The following is a 19,376-nucleotide window of genomic DNA, read 5'->3' on the forward strand; positions in this document are numbered from 1 at the left end:
GACTCCCGGCGATAAGGGAGGTCGGTGTCCGAAAACTATCACCCCCAGAAGCTGCCCGGGCCGCTCGCTCTCGATGGCGGCGGCGCGCTGACGGATGTCGCCGTCGCCTACGAGACCTATGGCACGCTCGCGCCCGATCGCGGGAACGCCATCCTGCTGTGCCATGCGCTCACCGGCGACCAGTTCGTCGCCAGTGCGCATCCGGTCACCGGCAAGCCGGGCTGGTGGGCGCGGATGGTCGGGCCGGGCAAGCCGATCGATACCGATCGCTATCACGTCGTCTGCGCCAATGTGATCGGCAGCTGCATGGGCTCGACCGGCCCTTCCAGCCTGGCGCCCGATGGCGAGCCCTATGCCATGCGCTTCCCGGTCATCACCATCCGCGACATGGTGCGCGGGCTGGTCGGCCTGCTCGACACGCTGGGGATCGAGCGGTTGCACGCGGTGGTCGGCGGTTCGATGGGCGGGATGCAGGCGCTCAGCCTTGCCGCCAACTGGCCCGAGCGCGCCGCGCGCGTGCTCGCCATCGCCACCACTGCGCGGCATTCGGCGCAGAACATCGCTTTCCACGAAGTCGGGCGGCAGGCGATCATGGCCGATCCCAACTGGCGCGACGGGAATTACTACGGCGACGAGGAACGGCCCGGCGCGGGCCTCGCTGTGGCGCGGATGGCGGCGCATATCACCTATCTCTCCGAGGACGGGCTGACCGAGAAATTCGGTCGCCGGCTGCAGGACCGCAGCGAGAAGACCTTCGGTTTCGACGCCGATTTCCAGGTCGAGAGCTATCTGCGCTATCAGGGCAGCGGCTTCACCAAGCGGTTCGACGCCAACAGCTATCTCTATATCACCCGGGCGATGGATTACTTCGACCTCGCGGAGGAGCATGGCGGCAAGCTCGCCCAGGCTTTCGCAGGCACCGATGCGCGCTTCTGCCTGGTCAGCTTCGACAGCGACTGGCTCTATCCCACCGCGGAGAGCCGCCATGTCGTCCACGCGCTCAACGCCGCGGGGGCGCCGGTCAGCTTCGTCGAACTGTCGGCGCCCTTTGGGCACGACAGCTTCCTGCTCGACATCCCCGCGCTTGACCGGGTGGCGAAGGGCTTTCTCGAATGAGCACCGCTCCCGGTTCCGCGTCCGAGCTGCGCGCCGACCTTGCGGTCATCGCCGCGCATATCGAACCCGGTACCCGCGTGCTCGATGTCGGCTGCGGCGATGGCGCGCTGATGGCGGCGCTGCTGGGCAAGGGCTGCGATGTCCGCGGGATCGAGATCGACGGCGCCTTGGTCGAGACCTGCGTCGCGCGCGGGCTCAGCGTGGTGCAGGGCGATGCCGATCGCGATCTGGTCGACTATCCCGACCACGGCTTCGACTATGCCGTGCTCAGCCAGACGTTGCAGACCGCCGAACGGCCCGATCTGATGCTCACCGAACTGGTCCGCGCGGGCCGCCGGGCCTTCGTCAGTTTCCCCAATTTCGCCTATTGGCGGATGCGCTGGGCGCTGCTGCGCCACGGCCGGATGCCGGTCACCCGCCACCTGCCGGTGAGCTGGTACGCCACGCAGAACATCCATCATGTCACGGTGCATGATTTCGAGGCGCTGGCTCAGGAGCTGGGCTTGGCGATCGAACGCCGCTGGTTTTTCACCGATGCGCGCGAGCTGACCGCAAGCGGTGCCAACTGGCGGGCTGAGTATGCGGTGTTCGAGGTAAGCGCGAGGCGCTGAGCGAGTGAGATGCCGGGCAGGCGCGGCTCAAGTGTGGTCGGCCCTCTTGCCCGAATACCTGCGCCACAAGCCGACCAGGACCAGCGCCGCGGCAACCGCTACCATATCGGCAAGCCAATCCATGACGTCGCCAGTGCGATTGAGAGCGGGGACCAGCTGCGCGATCTCGATTGCGGCGCCGAACAGCGACAGGGCGATGCCGATTCGAATCAAGGAGACGCGCGGATAGCCTCCGGCCGCGAGCACCGTGAGCGTGAAGAACGCGACCATGTGCTGCACCTTGTCTCCGACCACGACCGGCAAATCCGGAGGCAGGGGAAGCAGGGCCATCACCGCGGCGAAGGCGGCGGCTCCCCAGAAGGCGAGTTGGAAAAGGCGGGTCGGCATGCGCGCAAGCTCCTAGTCTCTCTGGCCAGGCCAGGAAAGGTCCATTGGCAATTTCGAGGCCCGCGCAATTCACCCGCAAGAAACTGGTGCCTGCGAAAGTTCTCTTCTAACGCCTGACAATGCTGTTGTTCGAGGAAATTGCCTTTCGTGAAACCGCGATCGGGGAGCTGTCGCTGCGCCGACGCCGGTTGAGCGCCGAGGGCGAGGATATCTGGGAGATCAAGCTTAACGACGGCTATCTGATGTCGAGCCGTTTCGTGGACGGCGAGATCGCGCTGGCCGATCTTGCCTTGCCAATGGCGCGGGGCGAGAAGCTCGATGTCGTGGTGGGCGGTCTGGGGCTGGGCTATACCGCCCAAGCGGCTCTGCGCGACCCGCGCGTTGGCGCGCTAACCGTGGTCGAGCTTATCCCCGAAGTGATCGAATGGCACCGCGAGCACCTGCTCCCGCTGGGCGAAAAGGTCGCCGGCGATCCGCGCTGCGAACTGGTGCAGGGCGATTTCTTCGAACTCGCGCGGTCACCGGCAGGCTTCTTCTTCGATCAACCCGAACGGCTGCATGACGCGATCCTGATCGATATCGACCATTCGACCACGCATTTCATCGATCCGGCCAGCGTCGATTTCTACAGCGTCGAGGCGCTCCGGGCGGTCAGCCGCCGGCTCGCACCTGCGGGAATCTTCGCGCTGTGGTCGACCGATGCGGAGGATCCGGTTTTCCTCGAGGCGATGCGCGAGTGCTTCACCGAGGTGCGGGTCGAGCGGGTCGATTTCGACACCCCCTATCGCGACAAGCCGGCCTTCAATCTGATCTATCTGGGGCGCAAGGCCTGAGGTCGGGCGCCGGCGGGCGTTTCCCCACTGGCGCCCCGAGACCGAGCGCGATTACTCGTATTCCGCCCAGGCGCGGCCATTGTCCCAGTACAGCGTGACCTGCGAAACGGTGCACAGGTCGAAGCCGCGCCAGAAAGCCTCGTCGCCATCGTCCCAGACGACCTTGATGTCGTAATTGCAGGCCTTCTGCCGCGGGGCGAATTGGATCGTCACGGTCTCGCCGTCGTCGAGGATATCGAGGCCCATGACATCCTCTTCCCACTCATTGCTGGTGGTGGGCGCGACATAGACTTCCAAGATCGTATAGCCGGTCGCATTGACCAGATCGAAGTCCTGCTTGCCTGCCGAGAGCGCCGGTGCGCCGACAAACAGCAATGCGGCAGGCGCCGCTATCTTGAGCAATGCGTTCACTGTTCCACCCCCTTGTTTCGACCCCAAGAAACCGGGAATGAACACAGACGGAGCGATTGCAAGGGAAATGTGATGATACTTGCTGCAGGCTATAATTGCCGTGCTATTCGAAAACGGGAACTGTGGCAGTTCGCGAGGCCGGGATTCGAGAGCTTGCGCAACAGGTTCGCCTCGCGCCGGTGAACCAATCGTGGTTTCGCAGCGTTGACGATCACCAGCCAGCAGTGAAGGAATTTTTCGATGCGCCCCACAACCCGTGCCCTGATCGCCTGTTGTGCGCTCCTGCCGCTGGCCTCAGCCTGCGCGACCGTGGCGGAGCAGCGGGTCGAGGCCGGGCTTGCGGAAGCGGGCGTACCGCTCGGGATCGCCACCTGCATGGCCGACATCTGGGCCGAAGAATTGTCGATCCAGCAGATTCGCCGGATTTCGCAATTTGCCAATTCGGTGCGCGACAGGGACAGCCGGTTGACCGTCCGTCGCCTCGTCACCCACGTCCGCGAATGGAACGATCCCGAGGCGATGGCGGTGGTGACCGGCTCCGCCGCCCGCTGCGCTTTCAGCTAGGCGCCGGTCAGGCCTTCAGCCGCTCCGCATGCCAGCGGATATGGTCGGCCATGAAGCTGGAGATGAAGAAATACGAGTGGTCGTAGCCCTCCTGTAGCCGGATCTCGAGCTCCATTCCCGCCGCCTTGCAGGCTTCGGCCAGCCGATGGGTCTGGAGCTGTTCGACGAGGAAATCGTCGGCCATGCCCTGATCGACCAGCACATGATCGGCGCGCGCGCCGTCCTCGACCAGCGCGACCGCGTCGTATTCACGCCAGGCCTTGCGGTCCTCGCCGAGATAGCGGCCTAATGCCTTCTCGCCCCATGGCACCTGGCTGGGCGCGACGATCGGGCTGAAGGCGCTGATCGAGCGGAAGCGGTCGGGGGTGCGCAAGCCCACGGTCAGCGCGCCGTGGCCGCCCATCGAATGGCCCATGATCGATTGCCGCGCCGGGTCGACGGGGAAATTCGCCTCGACAGCTGCGGGCAGTTCGCGCTCGATATAGGCGCGCATCCGGTAGTGCTCGTCATAGGGCGCCTGCGTCGCATCGACGTAGAAGCCGGCGCCAAGGCCGAAATCATATTCGCCATCGGCGTCGGGCACCTCGTCGCCGCGCGGCGAGGTGTCGGGGGCGACGAAGATAATGCCGTGCTCGGCACACGCCGCGCGAAATTCGCCCTTCTCGGTGACATTCGCGTGGGTGCAGGTCAGCCCCGAAAGGTAATACAGCACTGGCAGCGTCTCCCCTTCCGCCAGGCTCTCGGCCTGCGGGGGGAGATAGACCGCGAAGGTCATCTCGGTGCCGGTCTCGGCGGAGGCATGGGAATAAACCCCCTGCACCCCGCCGAAAGCCTTGGCCTCGGAGACCGTCTCCAAAACCGTGTTGTCGGTTGGCACCGTCATCAGCCCATGCGCTTCATGACGCAGACCTTGTTGCCAGCCGGGTCGCGCAGATAGGCCAGATACAAATTGCCGATCTCGCTTTCACGGATGCCGGGCGGATCCTCGATCGCGGTGCCGCCATTGGCGACGCCGGCGGCGTGCCAGGCATTGCCCTGCTCTTCGCTCTCGACCGCGAAGCCGATGGTGCCGCCGTTGGCGCCGCAGGCCTTGCCGCCGTCGATCGGCTTGGAGAGCAGGAGGATTCCGCCATTGTGGAAATACATCACCCGACCCTTGGGATCGAGCTTGCCCTCGTTGCCGCCCAATGCGGCGAAGCAGGCGTCGTAGAATTTCTTCGAAGCGTCGATATCGTCGGCGCCGAGCATGATGTGGCTGAACATACTTGTTTCCTTTGATCGTTTTTTTAAATTTCCGTCGAGCAACTTTCTTCAGTTCTTGCAGCTCCGCAATAAGCACATCGCACTCTCGTTCGAATTCATCCGCATCCTGGCAATCGTGTGAAAGGCACCACTCATTGGTTCCATCGAGTGAGGGCGGCTGAATTCTTCGGTCGATGCCGCTATATGCGCCCGTCCAACCGGATCCTACGCTGGTTGGAAGGAACTTGAGCCAGTACATTAATACACAACAACGCTGCGGATGCTTTCGCCCGCATGCATGAGGTCGAAACCCTTGTTGATCTCGTCGAGCTTGAGGACGTGGGTGATCATCGGATCGATCTGGATCTTGCCGTCCATGTACCAGTCGACGATCTTGGGCACATCAGTGCGCCCGCGCGCGCCGCCGAACGCGCTGCCGCGCCAATTGCGCCCGGTGACGAGCTGGAACGGCCGCGTCTCGATGGTCTTGCCCGCTTCGGCCACGCCGATCACGATGCTGGTACCCCAGCCCTTGTGGCAGCATTCCAGCGCCTGGCGCATCACATCGGTGTTGCCGGTGCAGTCGAAGCTGTAATCCGCGCCGCCATCGAGCATTTCCACCAGATGGGCGACGACATCGCCGACTTCCTTGGGATTCACGAAATCGGTCATTCCGAAATGCTCGCCATAGGGCTTCTTGTCTGGGTTGATGTCGACCCCGACGATCCGGTCGGCACCCGCCATCCGTGCGCCCTGGATCACGTTGAGCCCGATCCCGCCCAGTCCGAACACCACGACATTGTCGCCAGGACGGACATCGGCCGTGTTGATCACCGCACCGACCCCGGTGGTGACCCCGCAGCCGATGTAGCAGGCGGTGTGGAACGGCGCGTCGTCGCGGATCTTGGCGACCGCGATTTCTGGCAGCACGGTGAAGTTCGAGAAGGTCGAGCAGCCCATGTAGTGATGGATGGTCTGCCCCTTGTAGGAGAAGCGGCTGGTCCCGTCGGGCATCAGCCCTTTCCCTTGCGTTTCGCGGATCGCGCTGCACAGATTGGTCTTGCCCGAGAGGCACATTTTGCACTGGCGGCACTCGGGGGTGTAGAGCGGGATGACATGATCGCCTTCCTTGACGCTGGTGACCCCGGGCCCAACCTCGCGCACGATCCCTGCGCCTTCATGGCCCAGGATCGAAGGGAACAGCCCTTCGGAATCCAGCCCGTCGAGCGTGTAGGCATCGGTATGGCAGATCCCGCTGGCCTTGATCTCGACCAGCACTTCGCCCGCTTTCGGACCATCGAGGTCGAGTTCGACCACTTCGAGCGGCTGCTTGGCTTCGAATGCGACGGCGGCACGGGTCTTCATCGGGGAGTGTCTCCAAGGTTCGTTCGGGGGTTCGGTCGGGGTGGGGCGTAGGCGAGGGGCGCCCCGCTCGCAAGCCGGTAGCTTGCGGTTCAGGCTGCTGCGGCTACCACCGCTCGCATGACAGCTTTTCTTTCCGCAACGCTCCTGCTCGCCATGCAATCCACCGCGGCACCGGCGCCGGTTCCGACCCCCGCTCCCGCGCTCTCGCTTGAACAGCAGAGCGGGGTGCGCTGCGCCGCCGCCTTCGCGCTGGTCGCGCAGGCCCAGGCTGCAGGCGATGCCGAGGCGCTGACCTATCCGGCGCTGGGCGAACGCGGGCGCGAGTTCTTCGTGCGGACCGCCGCCCGGCTGATCGACGAGACCGGGCTCGACCGCAACGGCGTGGGGCAATTGCTGTCGGCCGAGGCCGCTCGGTTGACGCAGGATGAAGGCGCGCTGGATCGGACCATGCCCGCCTGCCTGTTGCTGCTCCAAGCCTCGGGCCTCTAGCGCGTCGGCGCATCCCGCCCCCGCCCCCGGCCTGCCCCGTCAGGACCGGTTCAGGGCCCGGACGCCAGAGCGCAGTCTGCATTGGTCTGAAAGAGTAGTGATTCGCATGCGCCGCCTCATCTTCGCCGCCACCGCCGTTCCGCTTGCCTGCCTCGCTGTACCCGCGCTGGCGCAGGACATTGATCAGACGCCGGTCGCCGAGGCCGAAGCGCTCGATCGCATGGCGCAGGGCATGTCGGATCCGGTGCGCCAGGCGCAGCTTGCCGCCACGCTGGCCGCGCTCACCGAGATCGTGCTCGATATCCCGCTCGCTCCGATCGTCGAGCCGCTCGCCGAGGCGGCGGGTGAGATGGCCGGCGAGCCTTCGCCTCGCATCGATCCCGATCTGACCTTGCGCCGGATGGCACCGCGCAGCGACGATCTTTCGCGCACCATCCAGGACCGCCTGCCGCAGGTGATGGACCGGATGGCGGGCCTCTCGGGCAGCCTCGCCGCGCTGGTTCCGGCGCTGCGCGACATGGCGGATCAGCTGGAAGTTGCGCTGCCTCCCGCAGAAAGTCCCCCAACGCGCTGATCCGCTGCGTAAACTTGCGTCGGCAAGGCTGGCAATCGCCTGCCCCATGCTTCATGGACGCTCCCCACTATGTGGCAATTGCACCAATTCCCTCTTTGTCCTTTCAGCCGCAAGGTTCGCCTCGTGCTGGGGGAGAAAAGCGTCGCCTACGAGCTCGTCCGCCAGCTGCCTTGGGAGGCCAGCGACGAGCTGATTGCGCTCAACGCTGCCGGCCGCGTTCCGGTGCTCCACGATCCGGCGCGCAATCTCGCGATCAGCGACAGCCGTGCGATCTGCGAATATCTCGACGAAACGGTGGAACGCAGCCCGCTGCTGGCCGGGACCGCGATCTACCGCGCCGAGATCCGTCGGCTGATCGCGCTGATGGACGAGAATTTTTTCGGCGATGTGATCGCGCCGCTGTTCCACGAAAAGGTCCACAAGCGGCTGGTGCTGCGCCAGCCTCCCGACGGGCGGGTGCTGCGCGAGGCGATGAAGCTGGCGCATGGCCATCTCGACTATATCGACTGGCTGGTCGACAGCCGCAGCTGGATCGCGGGTTCGACGATGAGCCTCGCCGATCTGGCCGCCGCGGCGCAGCTTTCGGTGGCGGATTATCTGGGCGGGATCGACTGGTCGGGCCACGAACAGACGCGCGGCTGGTACTCGGTGGTCAAGAGCCGCCCGAGCTTCCGGCCGCTGCTCAACGAGAAGATGGAAGGCATCCATCCCCCGGCGCATTACGCGCTGGTCGATGTTTGAGTGGAACTCGCCGGTTTCCTCACCATATCCTTAGGGAAGGAGACAAGTATGACCGACAAGCTCGAACTCGACGATAGCCAGTGGCGCGAGAAGCTGTCCCCCGAACAATATCACGTACTGCGCGAAGGCGGTACCGAGCGGGCCTTCACCGGCAAATACGATCAGAACAAGCAGGCTGGCGAATATCTCTGCGCCGCCTGTGGCCAGCGTGTGTTCGACAGCGCTCGCAAATACGACAGCGGATCGGGCTGGCCCAGCTTTACCGCGCCCGCCGATGAGGACGTCGTCGAGCAGAACCGCGATGTCAGCATGGGCATGGTCCGCACCGAAGTGGTCTGTTCGAAATGCGCAGGGCATCTGGGCCATGTCTTCCCGGATGGACCGGGCGAGACCGGCCTGCGCTATTGCATCAACAGCGCGGCGCTCGATTTCGAACCCGAAGATGGTGCCGCCTGACGGTCTTCAAGGCCGCCGGTGGATGGCACGCGGGTTCCCCGTTCACGCATCGTTACAACTGCCCTATGCAACGCCCGAACCATTGATCGGGTGACGTGAATTGGCGGGACGCAAACAGAACGATATCAACCAGCGGGGCAACCGCCGCAGTGCGGCCAAAGCCCCGGCTGCCAAGCGCAGCGGCGGTAGCGGCGGCAAACGGCCCCCGCGCCGCGGCTGGCGGTTGTGGCTGCGTCGGCTGATCCTCTGGGGTCTGGCGCTGGCGCTGCTGGGCCTGCTGTTCGTCGGGCTGGCGGTGGCCTTTGCCGCGCGCTCGTTGCCGTCATTCTACCAGCTCCAGGCCACCCAGGTCGGGCAGACCATCGTGGTGCGTGCGCGCGATGGCAGCGAAATCGTCGAGCTTGGCCCCAGCTATGGCCAGTGGCTGAGCTCGGAAGAGATTCCGCAGGTCATGAAGGATGCGATGATTTCGGTCGAGGACCGGCGGTTCCGTTCTCATTTCGGGATCGATCCGATCGGCCTGGCGCGCGCGCTCTATGTTGCGGTGACCGACGACACCCGCGTCGCGGCGACCTCGACCATCACCCAGCAGCTCGCGCGCAACGTGTTCCTCAATTCCAACCGCACCATCGACCGCAAGCTGCGTGAGGCGGTGCTCGCGGTGGCGATGGAGACCAAATTCACCAAGGAACAGATCCTCGAGCTCTATCTCAACAAGGTCTATTTCGGCGGCGGCGCCTATGGCGTGGATTCGGCCTCGCGCAAATTCTTCAGCCATCCCGCGACCGAGCTATCGACCGCCGAGGCGGCGATCATCGCCGGGCTGGTCAAGGCGCCCAGCCGTTATTCCCCGACCGCCGACGTCAACGCTGCGGTCGATCGCGCCAGCGTGGTGCTGCGGCTGATGCGCGAACAGGGCCGGATCAGCGCCAGCCAGGCTTCGGTCGATGTCTCGGCGGTCAATCTGAAGGAGGAAACCGGGCAGAATTCGGTGCGCTATTTCACCGACTGGGCGCTGCCCCAGCTCGATCTGCTGTTGCCCGAAACCTTCGAACCGATCGAGGTCTGGACCACGCTCGACACCGGGATGCAGCGCGCCGCCACCGCCTCGATCACCGCCAATACCCCCGAGGGTGCCCAAGGAGCGCTGGTCAGCCTCGACCGCGACGGTGCGGTGCTCGCGCTGATCGGCGGGACCGATTATGTCCAGACCAACTACAACCGCGCCACTGACGCGATGCGCCAGCCCGGCTCCTCGTGGAAGCTGTTCGTCTATCTCGCCGCGCTCGAGGCGGGATACACCCCCGAAGACCGCGTGGTCGACGGGCCGGTGACGATCGACGGCTGGAGCCCGCGCAATTCGAGCGGCAGCTACAGCGGTGCGATCAATTTGCGCACGGCCTTTGCCTATTCAACCAACACCGTCGCAGCGCAACTGGGCAACGAGGTCGGGTTCGGTACCGTTGCAAGCATGGCGCGGCGCTTCGGCATCACGACGCCCGTCTCGACCTATCCTTCGATGGTCCTGGGATCGTCCGAGGTGCGGCTGATCGACATGACCCGAGCCTTCGCCGGAGTGGCAGCGCAGGGTCAGTCGGTTGAACCCTATGGTATCCTCAAGGTGACCACGGGCGACGGCGAACTGCTCTACCAGCACGAGCGCGCGCGCACGGTGCAGCTGGTGCCCGACCATGTCGCCGCCGGGATCACCGACCTGCTGCAGACCGCGGTCAACACCGGCACCGGTCGTGCAGCGCAGATCGGGCGGCCCGTGGCGGGCAAGACCGGGACCACCAATTCCAACAAGGACGGCTATTTCGTCGGTTTTTCCAGTGGCATCACCACCGGGGTGTGGATGGGCCGCGACGACAACGCCCGCGTTGCCAGCCTGCAGGGCGGGCGCGCCCCGGCGCAGGCCTTCGCCGCCTATATGCGCTACGCGGTCAAGGATCGGCCGATCGAGGAGTTCGACACCGACCTCCAATTGCCCGAATGGCAGCTCGAACCCGACGACGAGCAGATGTTCGGCGATCCCGACGATTACTATTTCATCGACGAACAGGGCAATCTGATCGAGCCGGGCCGACCGCAGGGCGAGGGCGAAGACTATTTCCCAGCTCCCGGCCAGCCGGGGAGCGTTCCCGGAACCGGCGAGGGCGACCGGCGGCGCCAGCCCGGACAACCGCCGCGCCGCCCGGGTGAGCAATTGCCCCCGAGCGATCCCGCGCCCAACGCTCCTGCGGCGGCGGGCGACGAGTTCCTCCGTCGAGCGACCGGGGAGGGCGCGGCTGAGCCGCCGCCGCCGCCGCGCCAGCAACAGCGTCCCCCGCGCCAGCAGGGCTTGCCGCCGGTCGAGTATTGATCGCCACGAATTGCGACGACAACGAGGACGACAACGAGAAAGGGGAGCGCCACCTTGCGGTGGAGCTCCCCTTTTCAGCTCTTCTGGCAGCCTCCGCATGGGAGGATTTCAACCGGTCTCCGGTGAGATCAGTCGCCGATCAGCGCAGGCGAATGGGCAGATAGGCCGGCGGGCGACCGCGCCGTTGAACGCGCAGCAACACCGCGTCGCGATCCTCGGTATCGGCCTGCGCGATGACCGCTTCGAGCCCGGCAATATCGGGCACTTCGCGGTAGTTGGCGCTGAGGATGATATCGCCGCGCTGGATACCCTTGCGCGCCGCGTCCGAATTGGGATCGACCGCGCCGACCGCGAGGCCGGTGGTCCCTGCGGAAGCGCCAAGCTGGCTGGCGATCTGCGGGTTGAGCGGGACGACCTGCAGGCCGAGCCGCTGCTCGATCAGCCCGTCATCGGTGCTCTCAAGCATTTCTTCCTCGTCGGCTTCGGGGTCGAACATCTGCTGGCGTGCCAGCTCTTCCGCGCTGGGGCGGGCGCCGACGGTCACATTCGCGCGGCTGCGTTCACCATTGCGGATGAACTCGATCGGGATCGTTTCGCCCGGCGCGATATTGGCAACGAGGAAGGACAGCGACTGTTCGGGGGTAACCGGCTCGCCATTGACGCTGATCACGATGTCGCCGGCGCGGATCCCGGCGCGCTCGGCACCTTCGCCGGCCTGGACCGACTGGACGATTTCGCCGCGGTTGCGCTCGATGCCGAGCGAGCTGGCGAGATCGTCGGTGACCGGCTGGATGCTGATCCCGAGATAGCCGCGTTCGATCGCCTCGCCGCGGCGCAATTGCTCGACGATCGGCGCAGCGATTTCTGCGGGAATGGCAAAGCCGATCCCGACGCTGCCGCCGGTGGGCGAGAAGATGGCATTGTTGATGCCGATCACATTGCCCTGCATGTCGAACAGCGGGCCGCCCGAATTGCCGCGGTTGATGGCGGCATCGGTCTGGATGTAGCGATCGTAGGCGCCGCCCATGCCGGTGTTGCGCAGCACCGCCGAGACGATGCCGCTGGTGACCGTGCCGCCCAGACCGAAGGGATTGCCGATCGCAACCACCCAGTCGCCCGGACGCGCCTGTCTGGAATCGCCGAAGCGCACGAAGGGGAAGTCCTCGCTGCGGTCGACCTTGAGCACTGCGAGATCTGATTCGACATCATTGCCGACCAGTTCGGCTGCGTATTCGGTGCCATCGGGCATGGTGACGGTGATCTCTTCCACCGTGCCCCGGCCTGTCGGGCTGACGACATGGTTGTTGGTCACCACATAGCCATCGGCCGAGATGAAGAAGCCGGATCCGAGCGACTGGCCTTCGCGGAATTCCGGTTCGGCTTCCTGCTGGCCCTGGCGGCGGTTGAACAGGCCCTCGAAGGGCGTTCCAGTGAACGGGTTGGAACTGCGCACCTCGACCCGCTGGCGGGTGGAAATGTTGACCACCGCTGGCTGCAATTGCGCGGTCAGATCGGCAAAGCTTTCGGGGGCGCCCGCGCGGGGCACGGCTCGCGAGACCTGCATGTCGTCGTTCTGCGCCACCTGCGCACCGGCGGGGTAACCCGTCGCCAGCGACACGGCAGCACCGCCGACCAACAACACACTCGTCAATCCATAGGCATATCGCACTGGTTTCACGTCCTCTCGTTCCTTGTAGCGGGGCGCGCCTGCGCCGGATAATCCGGTTTGGCATGCGCCATCATAGGGCTTGGTCGCGTTTCAACCGGTATCCGCTGAACAGCCATTGAACGCCGAAGGTTCCACTCGACGAACGGTCAATTCTGTCCGCGGAACTGCCGGAGATACTCGTTGTCGGGCGACAGGATAATGCTCTTTTCGCTGGCGTTCTGGCCGGCAAACGTCGTGTCGTAGCTCTGCATCGCGCGGTAGAAATCATAGAACGACGGGTCCTTGCCGAAACTGTCGGCATATATCCGCGCCGAATCCGCATCCGCTTCGGCACGGATGATGCGCGCATCCCGATCGCCCTGCGAGCGGATCGTGCGCGCTTCGCGCTCGCGATCCGATTCCATCCGGCGGAACGCCGAATTGAGCGGCGCACCACCGGGCAGATCGGTGCGCTTGATCTTCACGTCGATCACCTCGGCTCCGTATTGCCGGGCCTGGCGGTCGAGATTGGCGCGCACATTCGCGAGGGCAGTTCCGCGTTCGGCGGTCAGCATGTTCTGGAAGGTGCGGCGGCCCAGTTCCTGACGCAGCACCGAGTTGAGGATCGGCTCGAGCGCGAGGCGCACGCCTTCGGTGGTGCCGGCCCGTTCGACCATGCGCACCGGATCGAAAATCCGGAATCGCGCATAGGCATTGACCAGCAGGCGCTGCTGATCGTTCGACAGCACTTCCTCGTCGGACATCTCGAGATCGAGGACGCGCTTCTCGATCCGGCGAACCGAATCGATAAAGGGCACCTTGAAATAGAGCCCCGCGTTGGTGTCGCCGCCGGGCGTGTTGACCACACCCACGGGCTCGCCGGTGCGGATCACCACCGCCTGCTCTTCCTCGGGGACGATATAAACGCTGGTGAAGAACAGCACGATCAGAACCGCGAGGGCGATCACCGCGACGCGATAATTTTCCCAGATATTGCTCATGGTCACTGGCTCTCTCCCTGCGGCTGGGCGGGCTGCGCGGGTGGGGTTGCGGCGGGCGCAGCCGTATTGCTGCGGCGACGCACTTCCGGAAGCGGCAGATAGGTGGTGACGCCTTCGTTCTCGACCACGGTCGTATCGGTCTGGCTCAACACCCGCTCCATGGTTTCGTAATAGAGACGGCGGCGGGTAACTTCGGGCGCAAGGCGATACTCTTCATAGACTTCGTCGAAGGCCTCAGCCTCGCCCTGCGCCTGCGCGAGGACCTGCTGGGCATAACCGCGCGCCTGGTTGCGCGAGGCATCGGCGTTCTGTTCCGCGACCGAGACATCGCGGAATGCATCGACGACTTCGGCGGGCGGATCGGCCTTGTCGATTTCGACACCGATTACCTGGATGCCCGAATTATACGCATCGAGCGCGAGTTGCATGCGCTGGCGCACATCCAGCTCGATTTCGGCACGGCCCTGACCGGAAAAGGTCTCGTCGAGTGTCTTCTCGGCGACTTCGGCGCGCATCGCGGCCTCGGCGACTTCGGCGACCGTCTCGATCGGTTCGACGAGCGAGAATTTGAAATTCTCCAGGCTCTTGATGTTCCAGCGCACGATATAACTCAGATCGACCAGGTTCTGGTCGCCGGTCAGGATCAGCTTGGCGCTTTCGCTCGAACCCGGGATGCGCAGGGCGCGCACACCCTGGACGTCCTCGACATCGACGGTCTCGATGGGGAAGGGGGCGGAGAAGTTGAGCCCGGGATCCAGTGTGCGAGTGTAATTGCCGAGCGTCTTGACCACCGCCTTTTCCTGCGCCTCGATCAGATGAACGCTGGTCGTCAGCAAGCCGATCGCGACCAGGCCAATGACGGCAAAAGGCAGCCAGCTGCCGCCGCCGGGACGCTGCGGAAAGCGGAAGTTTGGTCCGCCCGGCCCGCCGGTGCGGCGCGGACCTTCGGGCCCGCGGTTCTTGAAGATATCTTCGATATTGGCCGAGCGACGCGGGCCGGCGCCGGTTACGCCGGGCGGGAGCCAGGGGTTCTTGGGACCCTTGGGTTTGTTGCCGGGCTTGTTGTCCGAATCTCCTGTCGGGGGGGTGTCGCCACCCTCGCCGGGGCTCTCGCCCCCGGAGCCATCGCCACCATCGCCGGAACCCTTGCCGGGGCCTTTGCCCCAGGGATTGCGGCCGCCAGCCATGGCCAGCCCGATACGTTTTCCAAACCCGTCCAATATTCGCATGCAGTATCTATAGGGTCGATCCGCAGGAAAAACAGGGGTTGTCGCGCGCTTTTTGATGCTACACGGCGCGCGGCATGGTCGATAATGCATTAACCGCTGCGCTCCCCGCCTCGATTGGCGCGCGCGTCTCCTCGGCCACGCTGAAGGATGGCCGCGCGACTGTCGTGCTCGATGTCGCCGGTCTCGCCCCCGCAGAACGCGATGAGATGGAAGCCGCGGTGCGCGAGAGCGTCGGTGCGAGCGGCGAGGTGGAGGATGTCCGCGTCATCCTCACCGCTGAGCGCAAGGCCCGGCGGATCGTCGCGGTCGGTTCGGGCAAGGGCGGGGTGGGCAAGTCCACGCTGACCGCCAATCTCGCGATCGCGCTTCACCGCATGGGCCACAAGGTGGGGGTGGTCGACGCCGATATCTACGGTCCCTCGCAGCCGATGATCCTAGGCAATCAGGCGGCGCGTCCCGAAGCGCGCGAGAACAAGCTGATCCCCGTGGAAAGCACGTTCGGCGTGCCGGTGCTGTCGATGGGCCATCTGGTCAAGCAGGGGCAGGCGATCGCCTGGCGCGGGCCGATGGTGGGCAATGCGCTGAGCCAGTTGATCGACGCGCATTGGGGCGATGCCGAATTGCTGCTGGTCGATCTGCCGCCGGGTACCGGCGACGTGCAGCTGACCATGCTCCAGAAGTTCAAGCCCGCGGGCGCGGTGCTGGTCTCGACCCCGCAGGACCTCGCGCTGATCGATGCCGCACGCGCCGGGCAATTGTTCGATCAGGCCGGGGTGCCGGTGATCGGGCTGGTCGAGAACATGTCAGGCTATGCCTGTCCGCATTGCGGCGAGGTCTCCGATCCCTTCGGTGCCGGCGGGGTCGAGGATGCGGCCGGGCGGCTCGAACTGCCCTTCCTCGGGCGGATCCCGCTCGATCTCGCGATCCGGCAAGGCAGCGATGCCGGCAAGCCCCCCGCAGCGGGCGATGATGCGATCGCCGAACCGTTCCGCGCCATCGCCACAAAGCTCGCCACTTGGCTATCAAAGACCGCCTGAACCACGTCTCGCTCTCGCGCCGCCAGCTGCTTGCCGGGGCAGCGGTTGGCGGGGGCCTGGTGGTGGCGTGGTGGGCCTGGCCGCGCAGTTATTCGCCCGCGCTGCAGACCGGCGCGGACGAACATCTGTTCGGCGCCTGGCTGACGGTGGCCGCCGATGGGGTGGTGACGGTCGCGGTGCCGCAGCTCGAGATGGGGCAGGGGGTCACGACCCTGCTCCCCCAGATCGTCGCGCAGGAAATGGGTGCGTCGTGGCGGCAGATCGCCGTTGCGACGGTTCCGCCCAGCGGCGCGCAGGCCAACGTCCCGCTCGCCGCCGAATGGGCACCATTGTGGTCGGTGCTGCCCGATCTCGCTGACGAGCCCGATAGCTTTCTTGCCGAGCGTTTCGCGCGCGCGGGAAATTTCGCCGCGACCGCAGAGGGATCGACTCTGGCCGCCTATGAGGCGGATTGCCGGGCAGCGGGTGCAGCGGCGCGTGCCATGCTCGCGATGGCCGCCGCCGAACGCTGGGGCGTCTCGTGGGAAGAGTGCGAGGCGGAGGACGGCTTCATTCTCCATGGCGAAAGACGCCTGCGGTTCGGCGAACTGGCGCAAGAGGCCGCGCTGATGACCCCGCCCGACCCTCCGCCGCTGCGGCCCCAGCCCCCGGGGGAACGGCCGCTGGCAGGCGGGTTTCCGGGTCCCGGCGAATTCCCGCGGCTCGACCTGCCCGCTAAGGTCGATGGCACCTATCTGTTTGCCGCCGACATCCGCCTGCCGGGCATGGTCTATGCGTCGATCCGGCACGGGCCGGTTGGCCTGCCCGAGCTCGTCGGTTTCGACGAGGCGGAAGCAGCGGGATTGGGTCTGGTCGCGCTGGTCAAGTCGAAGCGCTGGATCGCGGCGGTGGCGGACAGCTGGTGGCGCGCCGAGCGGGGGCTCGACCGGCTGGCGCTGCGTTTCGGCGGCCCGGGCGGAGTCGAAAGCGAGGCGATCGAGCAAGCGCTGGATCAGGGTGTGCGGACCGGCGCTGCCTTGCGAATCGCAAGCATCGGGGATCCGGACGCCATCCTGACCGGGCTCGACCAGGTCCAGCGCTACGATATTGCGCCCGCGGTTCACGCCGCGATCGAGACCGCCAGCGCGACGGCGCATTATGCCGATGGCCGGCTAGAATTGTGGATCGCCTCGCAGGCACCCGAAGCGACCCGCGAAGCCGCGGCGAAGGCCGCGGGCCTGTCGACCAGCGATGTGGTCCTTTATCTGCTCGGCGCAGGTGGCAGCTTCGATGCCCGGCTGGAAAAGCAGCATGCGATCGAGATCGCGCAGATCGCGAAGGAGGTCGGCAGGCCGGTCCAGCTGACCTGGCCCCGGGCGGAGGAATTCAAGGCGCTGCCACCGCGCACCCCGGTCGCGCTGGTGCTGACGGCAAGGCTTTCCCCGGGCGAGGAGCGGACGCCGATCGCCTGGCGGGCGCGGCTGGCGATGCCGGCGACGATGCGCGAGTTCGGCGAGCGGCTGTTCGCCAACGCCACGCCGGAAGCGGCGATGGGACGCGTTGCGGACAAGTCCGATGCGCTGGCCTGCGAAGGGGCGGTGCCGCCCTATGCCATCGCCAATATCGCCGTCGATCATGTCCCCGTCCCGATCGAGCTGCCCACGGGGCTGCTGCGCGGCAATTCGGCGGTCTACACGGGCTTTGCGACCGAGAGCTTCGTCGACGAGCTGGCGCGCGAGGCCATGCGCGACCCCTATCTCTACCGGATGACCATGCTCGGCCATGACGAACGCTCGGCCGAAGTGTTGCGCCGCGCCACCGAGCTGGGCGAGTGGGATGGCGGGGGCGAGGGCAGCCGGCAGGGGCTGGCGCTGATCCGGATGGAGTTCGGCGCGGCCAGCGGATCGATCGCCTGCGTCGCGCAGGCGCAGATGGGCGAAGGCGGCGTGCGCGTCGCGCGGCTGTCCGCGGTGGCGGATATCGGCCGGATCGTGAATATCGACATCGCCCGCCAGCAGATCGAGGGCGGGCTGCTGTTCGGCCTCTCGCTGGCGACGGGTTCGAGCGTGAGCTACCGCGGCGGCCTGCCCGTCAGCGCGCGGCTTAGCGATCTCGGCCTGCCGACGCTTGCGGATGCGCCGGAAATCGTGCTCGACCTGGTCGAAAGCGATGCCGAGCCGTTCGATCCGGGCGAGCTTGGTGTGGCGGTCGCGCCACCCGCCATCGCCAATGCACTGTTCGCTGCAACGGGGGTGCGCTTTCGCCGCCTGCCGCTGCTATCGGAGGGATTATGACCTGGCAGCCCCAGACCTTGCCGCACGACCATCCCCCCGTCCGCTCGGGCGGGGTCGGCGTGCTGCTGGTCAATCTCGGCACGCCCGAAGCGCCCGATCCCGAATCGGTAAAGCGCTATCTGGCCGAATTCCTCTCCGACAAACGCGTGGTCGAGATCCCCACGCTGCTGTGGCAGCCGATCCTGCGCGGGCTGATCCTCACCACCCGCCCGAAAAAGAGCGCCGCGGCCTATGCCAAGGTCTGGACCGAGGCAGGTTCGCCGCTGGCGGTCATCACTCGCCAGCAGGCGGAAGCGATGCAGGCGCGGATGGGTGCCGGGACGGACGGGGGCGTGCGGGTCGACTGGGCGATGCGCTACGGCGCGCCGTCTATTCCGGACCGGCTCGATGCGATGATGGCGGCGGGCTGCGAGCGGGTGCTGCTGGCGCCGCTCTATCCGCAATATTCGGGCGCGACGACGGCGACGGTGGTCGACAAGGCCAGCGATGCGCTCAAAGCGATGCGCTGGCAGCCGAGCCTGCGCACGCTGCCGCCCTATCACGACGATCCCGCCTATATCGATGCGCTGGCGCTCGATATCGGGCGCCAGATCGACGCTCTTGCCTTCGAGCCCGAACTGCTGCTGCTGAGCTTCCACGGCATGCCCGAGCGCACGCTGCATCTGGGCGATCCCTATCACTGCCACTGCCAGAAGACCGCGCGGCTGCTCGGAGCGAAGCTGAACCGGCCCGACCTACGGCTGCGGACCACCTTCCAGTCGCGCTTCGGCCGCGCCAAATGGCTCGAACCCGCCACCGACACCACGCTCGAGGAAGAGGCGCACGCCGGCACGAAGCGCATCGCGATTGCCGCGCCGGGCTTCTCCGCCGACTGCCTCGAGACGCTCGAGGAGCTGGCGATGGAGGGCAAGGAGCAGTTCCTCGAGGCCGGGGGCGAGGATTTCGCCGCTCTGTCATGCCTCAACACCTCCGCCGCCGGGCTCGATATGCTCGAGACGATCCTGCGGCGCGAATTGTCTGGGTGGATTTAAGCGCGC

General features: G+C 65.9%; 20 protein-coding genes. 12 read left to right on the plus strand and 8 right to left on the minus strand.

The features are described 5' to 3' along the window. The first annotated feature begins 24 nt into the window (after nucleotides 1-24). Entirely contained in the window at nucleotides 25-1,116 is a 1,092-nt protein-coding gene (locus A9995_RS06385) for a homoserine O-acetyltransferase (RefSeq protein ID WP_067610542.1), read from the plus strand. Beyond that, entirely contained in the window at nucleotides 1,113-1,727 is a 615-nt protein-coding gene (gene metW, locus A9995_RS06390) for a methionine biosynthesis protein MetW (RefSeq protein ID WP_067610543.1), read from the plus strand. Before A9995_RS06385 ends, metW begins: the two co-directional genes overlap by 4 nt. A gap of 27 nt (nucleotides 1,728-1,754) precedes the next feature. Here the strand turns inward: metW and A9995_RS06395 are convergent, their stop codons facing one another. Beyond that, the gene (locus tag A9995_RS06395) at nucleotides 1,755-2,114 is read right to left on the minus strand and encodes a hypothetical protein (RefSeq protein WP_067610544.1); all 360 of its coding nucleotides are present in this window, start codon (nucleotides 2,112-2,114) and stop codon (nucleotides 1,755-1,757) included. A 119-nt stretch (nucleotides 2,115-2,233) separates the two neighbouring features. On the opposite strand from A9995_RS06395, the gene A9995_RS06400 reads away from it, so the two are divergent. Continuing rightward, nucleotides 2,234-2,947 carry a spermidine synthase gene (locus tag A9995_RS06400; RefSeq protein ID WP_067610546.1) on the plus strand — a complete coding sequence of 238 codons (714 nt, stop codon included), beginning with the start codon at nucleotides 2,234-2,236 and terminating at the stop codon, nucleotides 2,945-2,947. 51 nt (nucleotides 2,948-2,998) lie between these two features. Here the strand turns inward: A9995_RS06400 and A9995_RS06405 are convergent, their stop codons facing one another. Continuing rightward, the gene (locus tag A9995_RS06405; protein ID WP_067610549.1) at nucleotides 2,999-3,358 is read right to left on the minus strand and encodes a hypothetical protein; all 360 of its coding nucleotides are present in this window, start codon (nucleotides 3,356-3,358) and stop codon (nucleotides 2,999-3,001) included. 240 nt (nucleotides 3,359-3,598) lie between these two features. Here A9995_RS06405 and A9995_RS06410 point away from each other — a divergent pair, with 240 nt between their 5' ends. Continuing rightward, nucleotides 3,599-3,922, plus strand: coding sequence for a hypothetical protein (locus A9995_RS06410; protein ID WP_067610551.1), 324 nt, complete (start codon nucleotides 3,599-3,601; stop codon nucleotides 3,920-3,922). Nucleotides 3,923-3,929: 7 nt separating this feature from the next. On the opposite strand, the gene fghA is transcribed toward A9995_RS06410, so the two are convergent. From fghA to A9995_RS06425, 3 genes are all read right to left on the minus strand, one after another. Continuing rightward, nucleotides 3,930-4,805: an S-formylglutathione hydrolase gene (fghA, locus tag A9995_RS06415; RefSeq protein WP_067610553.1), complete on the minus strand. Its 876-nt coding sequence runs from the start codon at nucleotides 4,803-4,805 to the stop codon at nucleotides 3,930-3,932. Next, nucleotides 4,805-5,185 carry a VOC family protein gene (locus A9995_RS06420; protein ID WP_067610555.1) on the minus strand — a complete coding sequence of 127 codons (381 nt, stop codon included), beginning with the start codon at nucleotides 5,183-5,185 and terminating at the stop codon, nucleotides 4,805-4,807. The genes fghA and A9995_RS06420 overlap by 1 nt, the downstream gene beginning before the upstream one ends. Nucleotides 5,186-5,422: 237 nt before the next feature. Beyond that, complete coding sequence (locus tag A9995_RS06425) at nucleotides 5,423-6,529, minus strand: S-(hydroxymethyl)glutathione dehydrogenase/class III alcohol dehydrogenase (RefSeq protein WP_067610557.1); 1,107 nt, start codon at nucleotides 6,527-6,529, stop codon at nucleotides 5,423-5,425. 117 nt (nucleotides 6,530-6,646) lie between these two features. On the opposite strand from A9995_RS06425, the gene A9995_RS06430 reads away from it, so the two are divergent. The 5 genes from A9995_RS06430 (at nucleotide 6,647) to A9995_RS06450 (ending at nucleotide 11,151) form a co-directional block, all read left to right on the plus strand. After that, nucleotides 6,647-7,018 carry a hypothetical protein gene (locus A9995_RS06430; protein ID WP_067610559.1) on the plus strand — a complete coding sequence of 124 codons (372 nt, stop codon included), beginning with the start codon at nucleotides 6,647-6,649 and terminating at the stop codon, nucleotides 7,016-7,018. A gap of 106 nt (nucleotides 7,019-7,124) precedes the next feature. After that, nucleotides 7,125-7,592: a hypothetical protein gene (locus A9995_RS06435; protein WP_067610561.1), complete on the plus strand. Its 468-nt coding sequence runs from the start codon at nucleotides 7,125-7,127 to the stop codon at nucleotides 7,590-7,592. Nucleotides 7,593-7,661: 69 nt separating this feature from the next. Next, nucleotides 7,662-8,333: a glutathione S-transferase family protein gene (locus A9995_RS06440; protein ID WP_067610562.1), complete on the plus strand. Its 672-nt coding sequence runs from the start codon at nucleotides 7,662-7,664 to the stop codon at nucleotides 8,331-8,333. A gap of 48 nt (nucleotides 8,334-8,381) precedes the next feature. After that, nucleotides 8,382-8,789 carry a peptide-methionine (R)-S-oxide reductase MsrB gene (gene msrB / locus A9995_RS06445; protein ID WP_067610564.1) on the plus strand — a complete coding sequence of 136 codons (408 nt, stop codon included), beginning with the start codon at nucleotides 8,382-8,384 and terminating at the stop codon, nucleotides 8,787-8,789. Between the two features lie 124 nt (nucleotides 8,790-8,913). Continuing rightward, entirely contained in the window at nucleotides 8,914-11,151 is a 2,238-nt protein-coding gene (locus tag A9995_RS06450; RefSeq protein WP_067610998.1) for a transglycosylase domain-containing protein, read from the plus strand. Between the two features lie 139 nt (nucleotides 11,152-11,290). Here A9995_RS06450 and A9995_RS06455 read toward each other — a convergent pair whose 3' ends face one another. From A9995_RS06455 to hflK, 3 genes are all read right to left on the minus strand, one after another. Then, complete coding sequence (locus A9995_RS06455) at nucleotides 11,291-12,829, minus strand: Do family serine endopeptidase (RefSeq protein ID WP_369815810.1); 1,539 nt, start codon at nucleotides 12,827-12,829, stop codon at nucleotides 11,291-11,293. Nucleotides 12,830-12,966: 137 nt separating this feature from the next. After that, nucleotides 12,967-13,800: a protease modulator HflC gene (gene hflC, locus A9995_RS06460; RefSeq protein ID WP_067611000.1), complete on the minus strand. Its 834-nt coding sequence runs from the start codon at nucleotides 13,798-13,800 to the stop codon at nucleotides 12,967-12,969. 2 nt (nucleotides 13,801-13,802) lie between these two features. Next, nucleotides 13,803-15,029 (minus strand): protease modulator HflK, encoded by a 1,227-nt coding sequence (gene hflK, locus A9995_RS06465; protein ID WP_067610568.1) that lies wholly within the window; start codon nucleotides 15,027-15,029, stop codon nucleotides 13,803-13,805. Between the two features lie 74 nt (nucleotides 15,030-15,103). On the opposite strand from hflK, the gene A9995_RS06470 reads away from it, so the two are divergent. The 3 genes from A9995_RS06470 to hemH are packed head-to-tail and all read left to right on the plus strand — an operon-like array spanning nucleotide 15,104 to nucleotide 19,370. After that, nucleotides 15,104-16,066: an Mrp/NBP35 family ATP-binding protein gene (locus A9995_RS06470; protein WP_067610570.1), complete on the plus strand. Its 963-nt coding sequence runs from the start codon at nucleotides 15,104-15,106 to the stop codon at nucleotides 16,064-16,066. Beyond that, on the plus strand, nucleotides 16,045-18,339 hold the full coding sequence (locus A9995_RS06475) for a molybdopterin cofactor-binding domain-containing protein (RefSeq protein WP_082992529.1): 2,295 nt from the start codon (nucleotides 16,045-16,047) through the stop codon (nucleotides 18,337-18,339). The genes A9995_RS06470 and A9995_RS06475 overlap by 22 nt, the downstream gene beginning before the upstream one ends. Further along, on the plus strand, nucleotides 18,336-19,370 hold the full coding sequence (gene hemH, locus A9995_RS06480; RefSeq protein ID WP_067610572.1) for a ferrochelatase: 1,035 nt from the start codon (nucleotides 18,336-18,338) through the stop codon (nucleotides 19,368-19,370). Before A9995_RS06475 ends, hemH begins: the two co-directional genes overlap by 4 nt. Nucleotides 19,371-19,376: the final 6 nt, after the last annotated feature.

The organism is Erythrobacter sp. QSSC1-22B, assembly GCF_001678665.1.
Lineage (GTDB): Bacteria > Pseudomonadota > Alphaproteobacteria > Sphingomonadales > Sphingomonadaceae > Qipengyuania.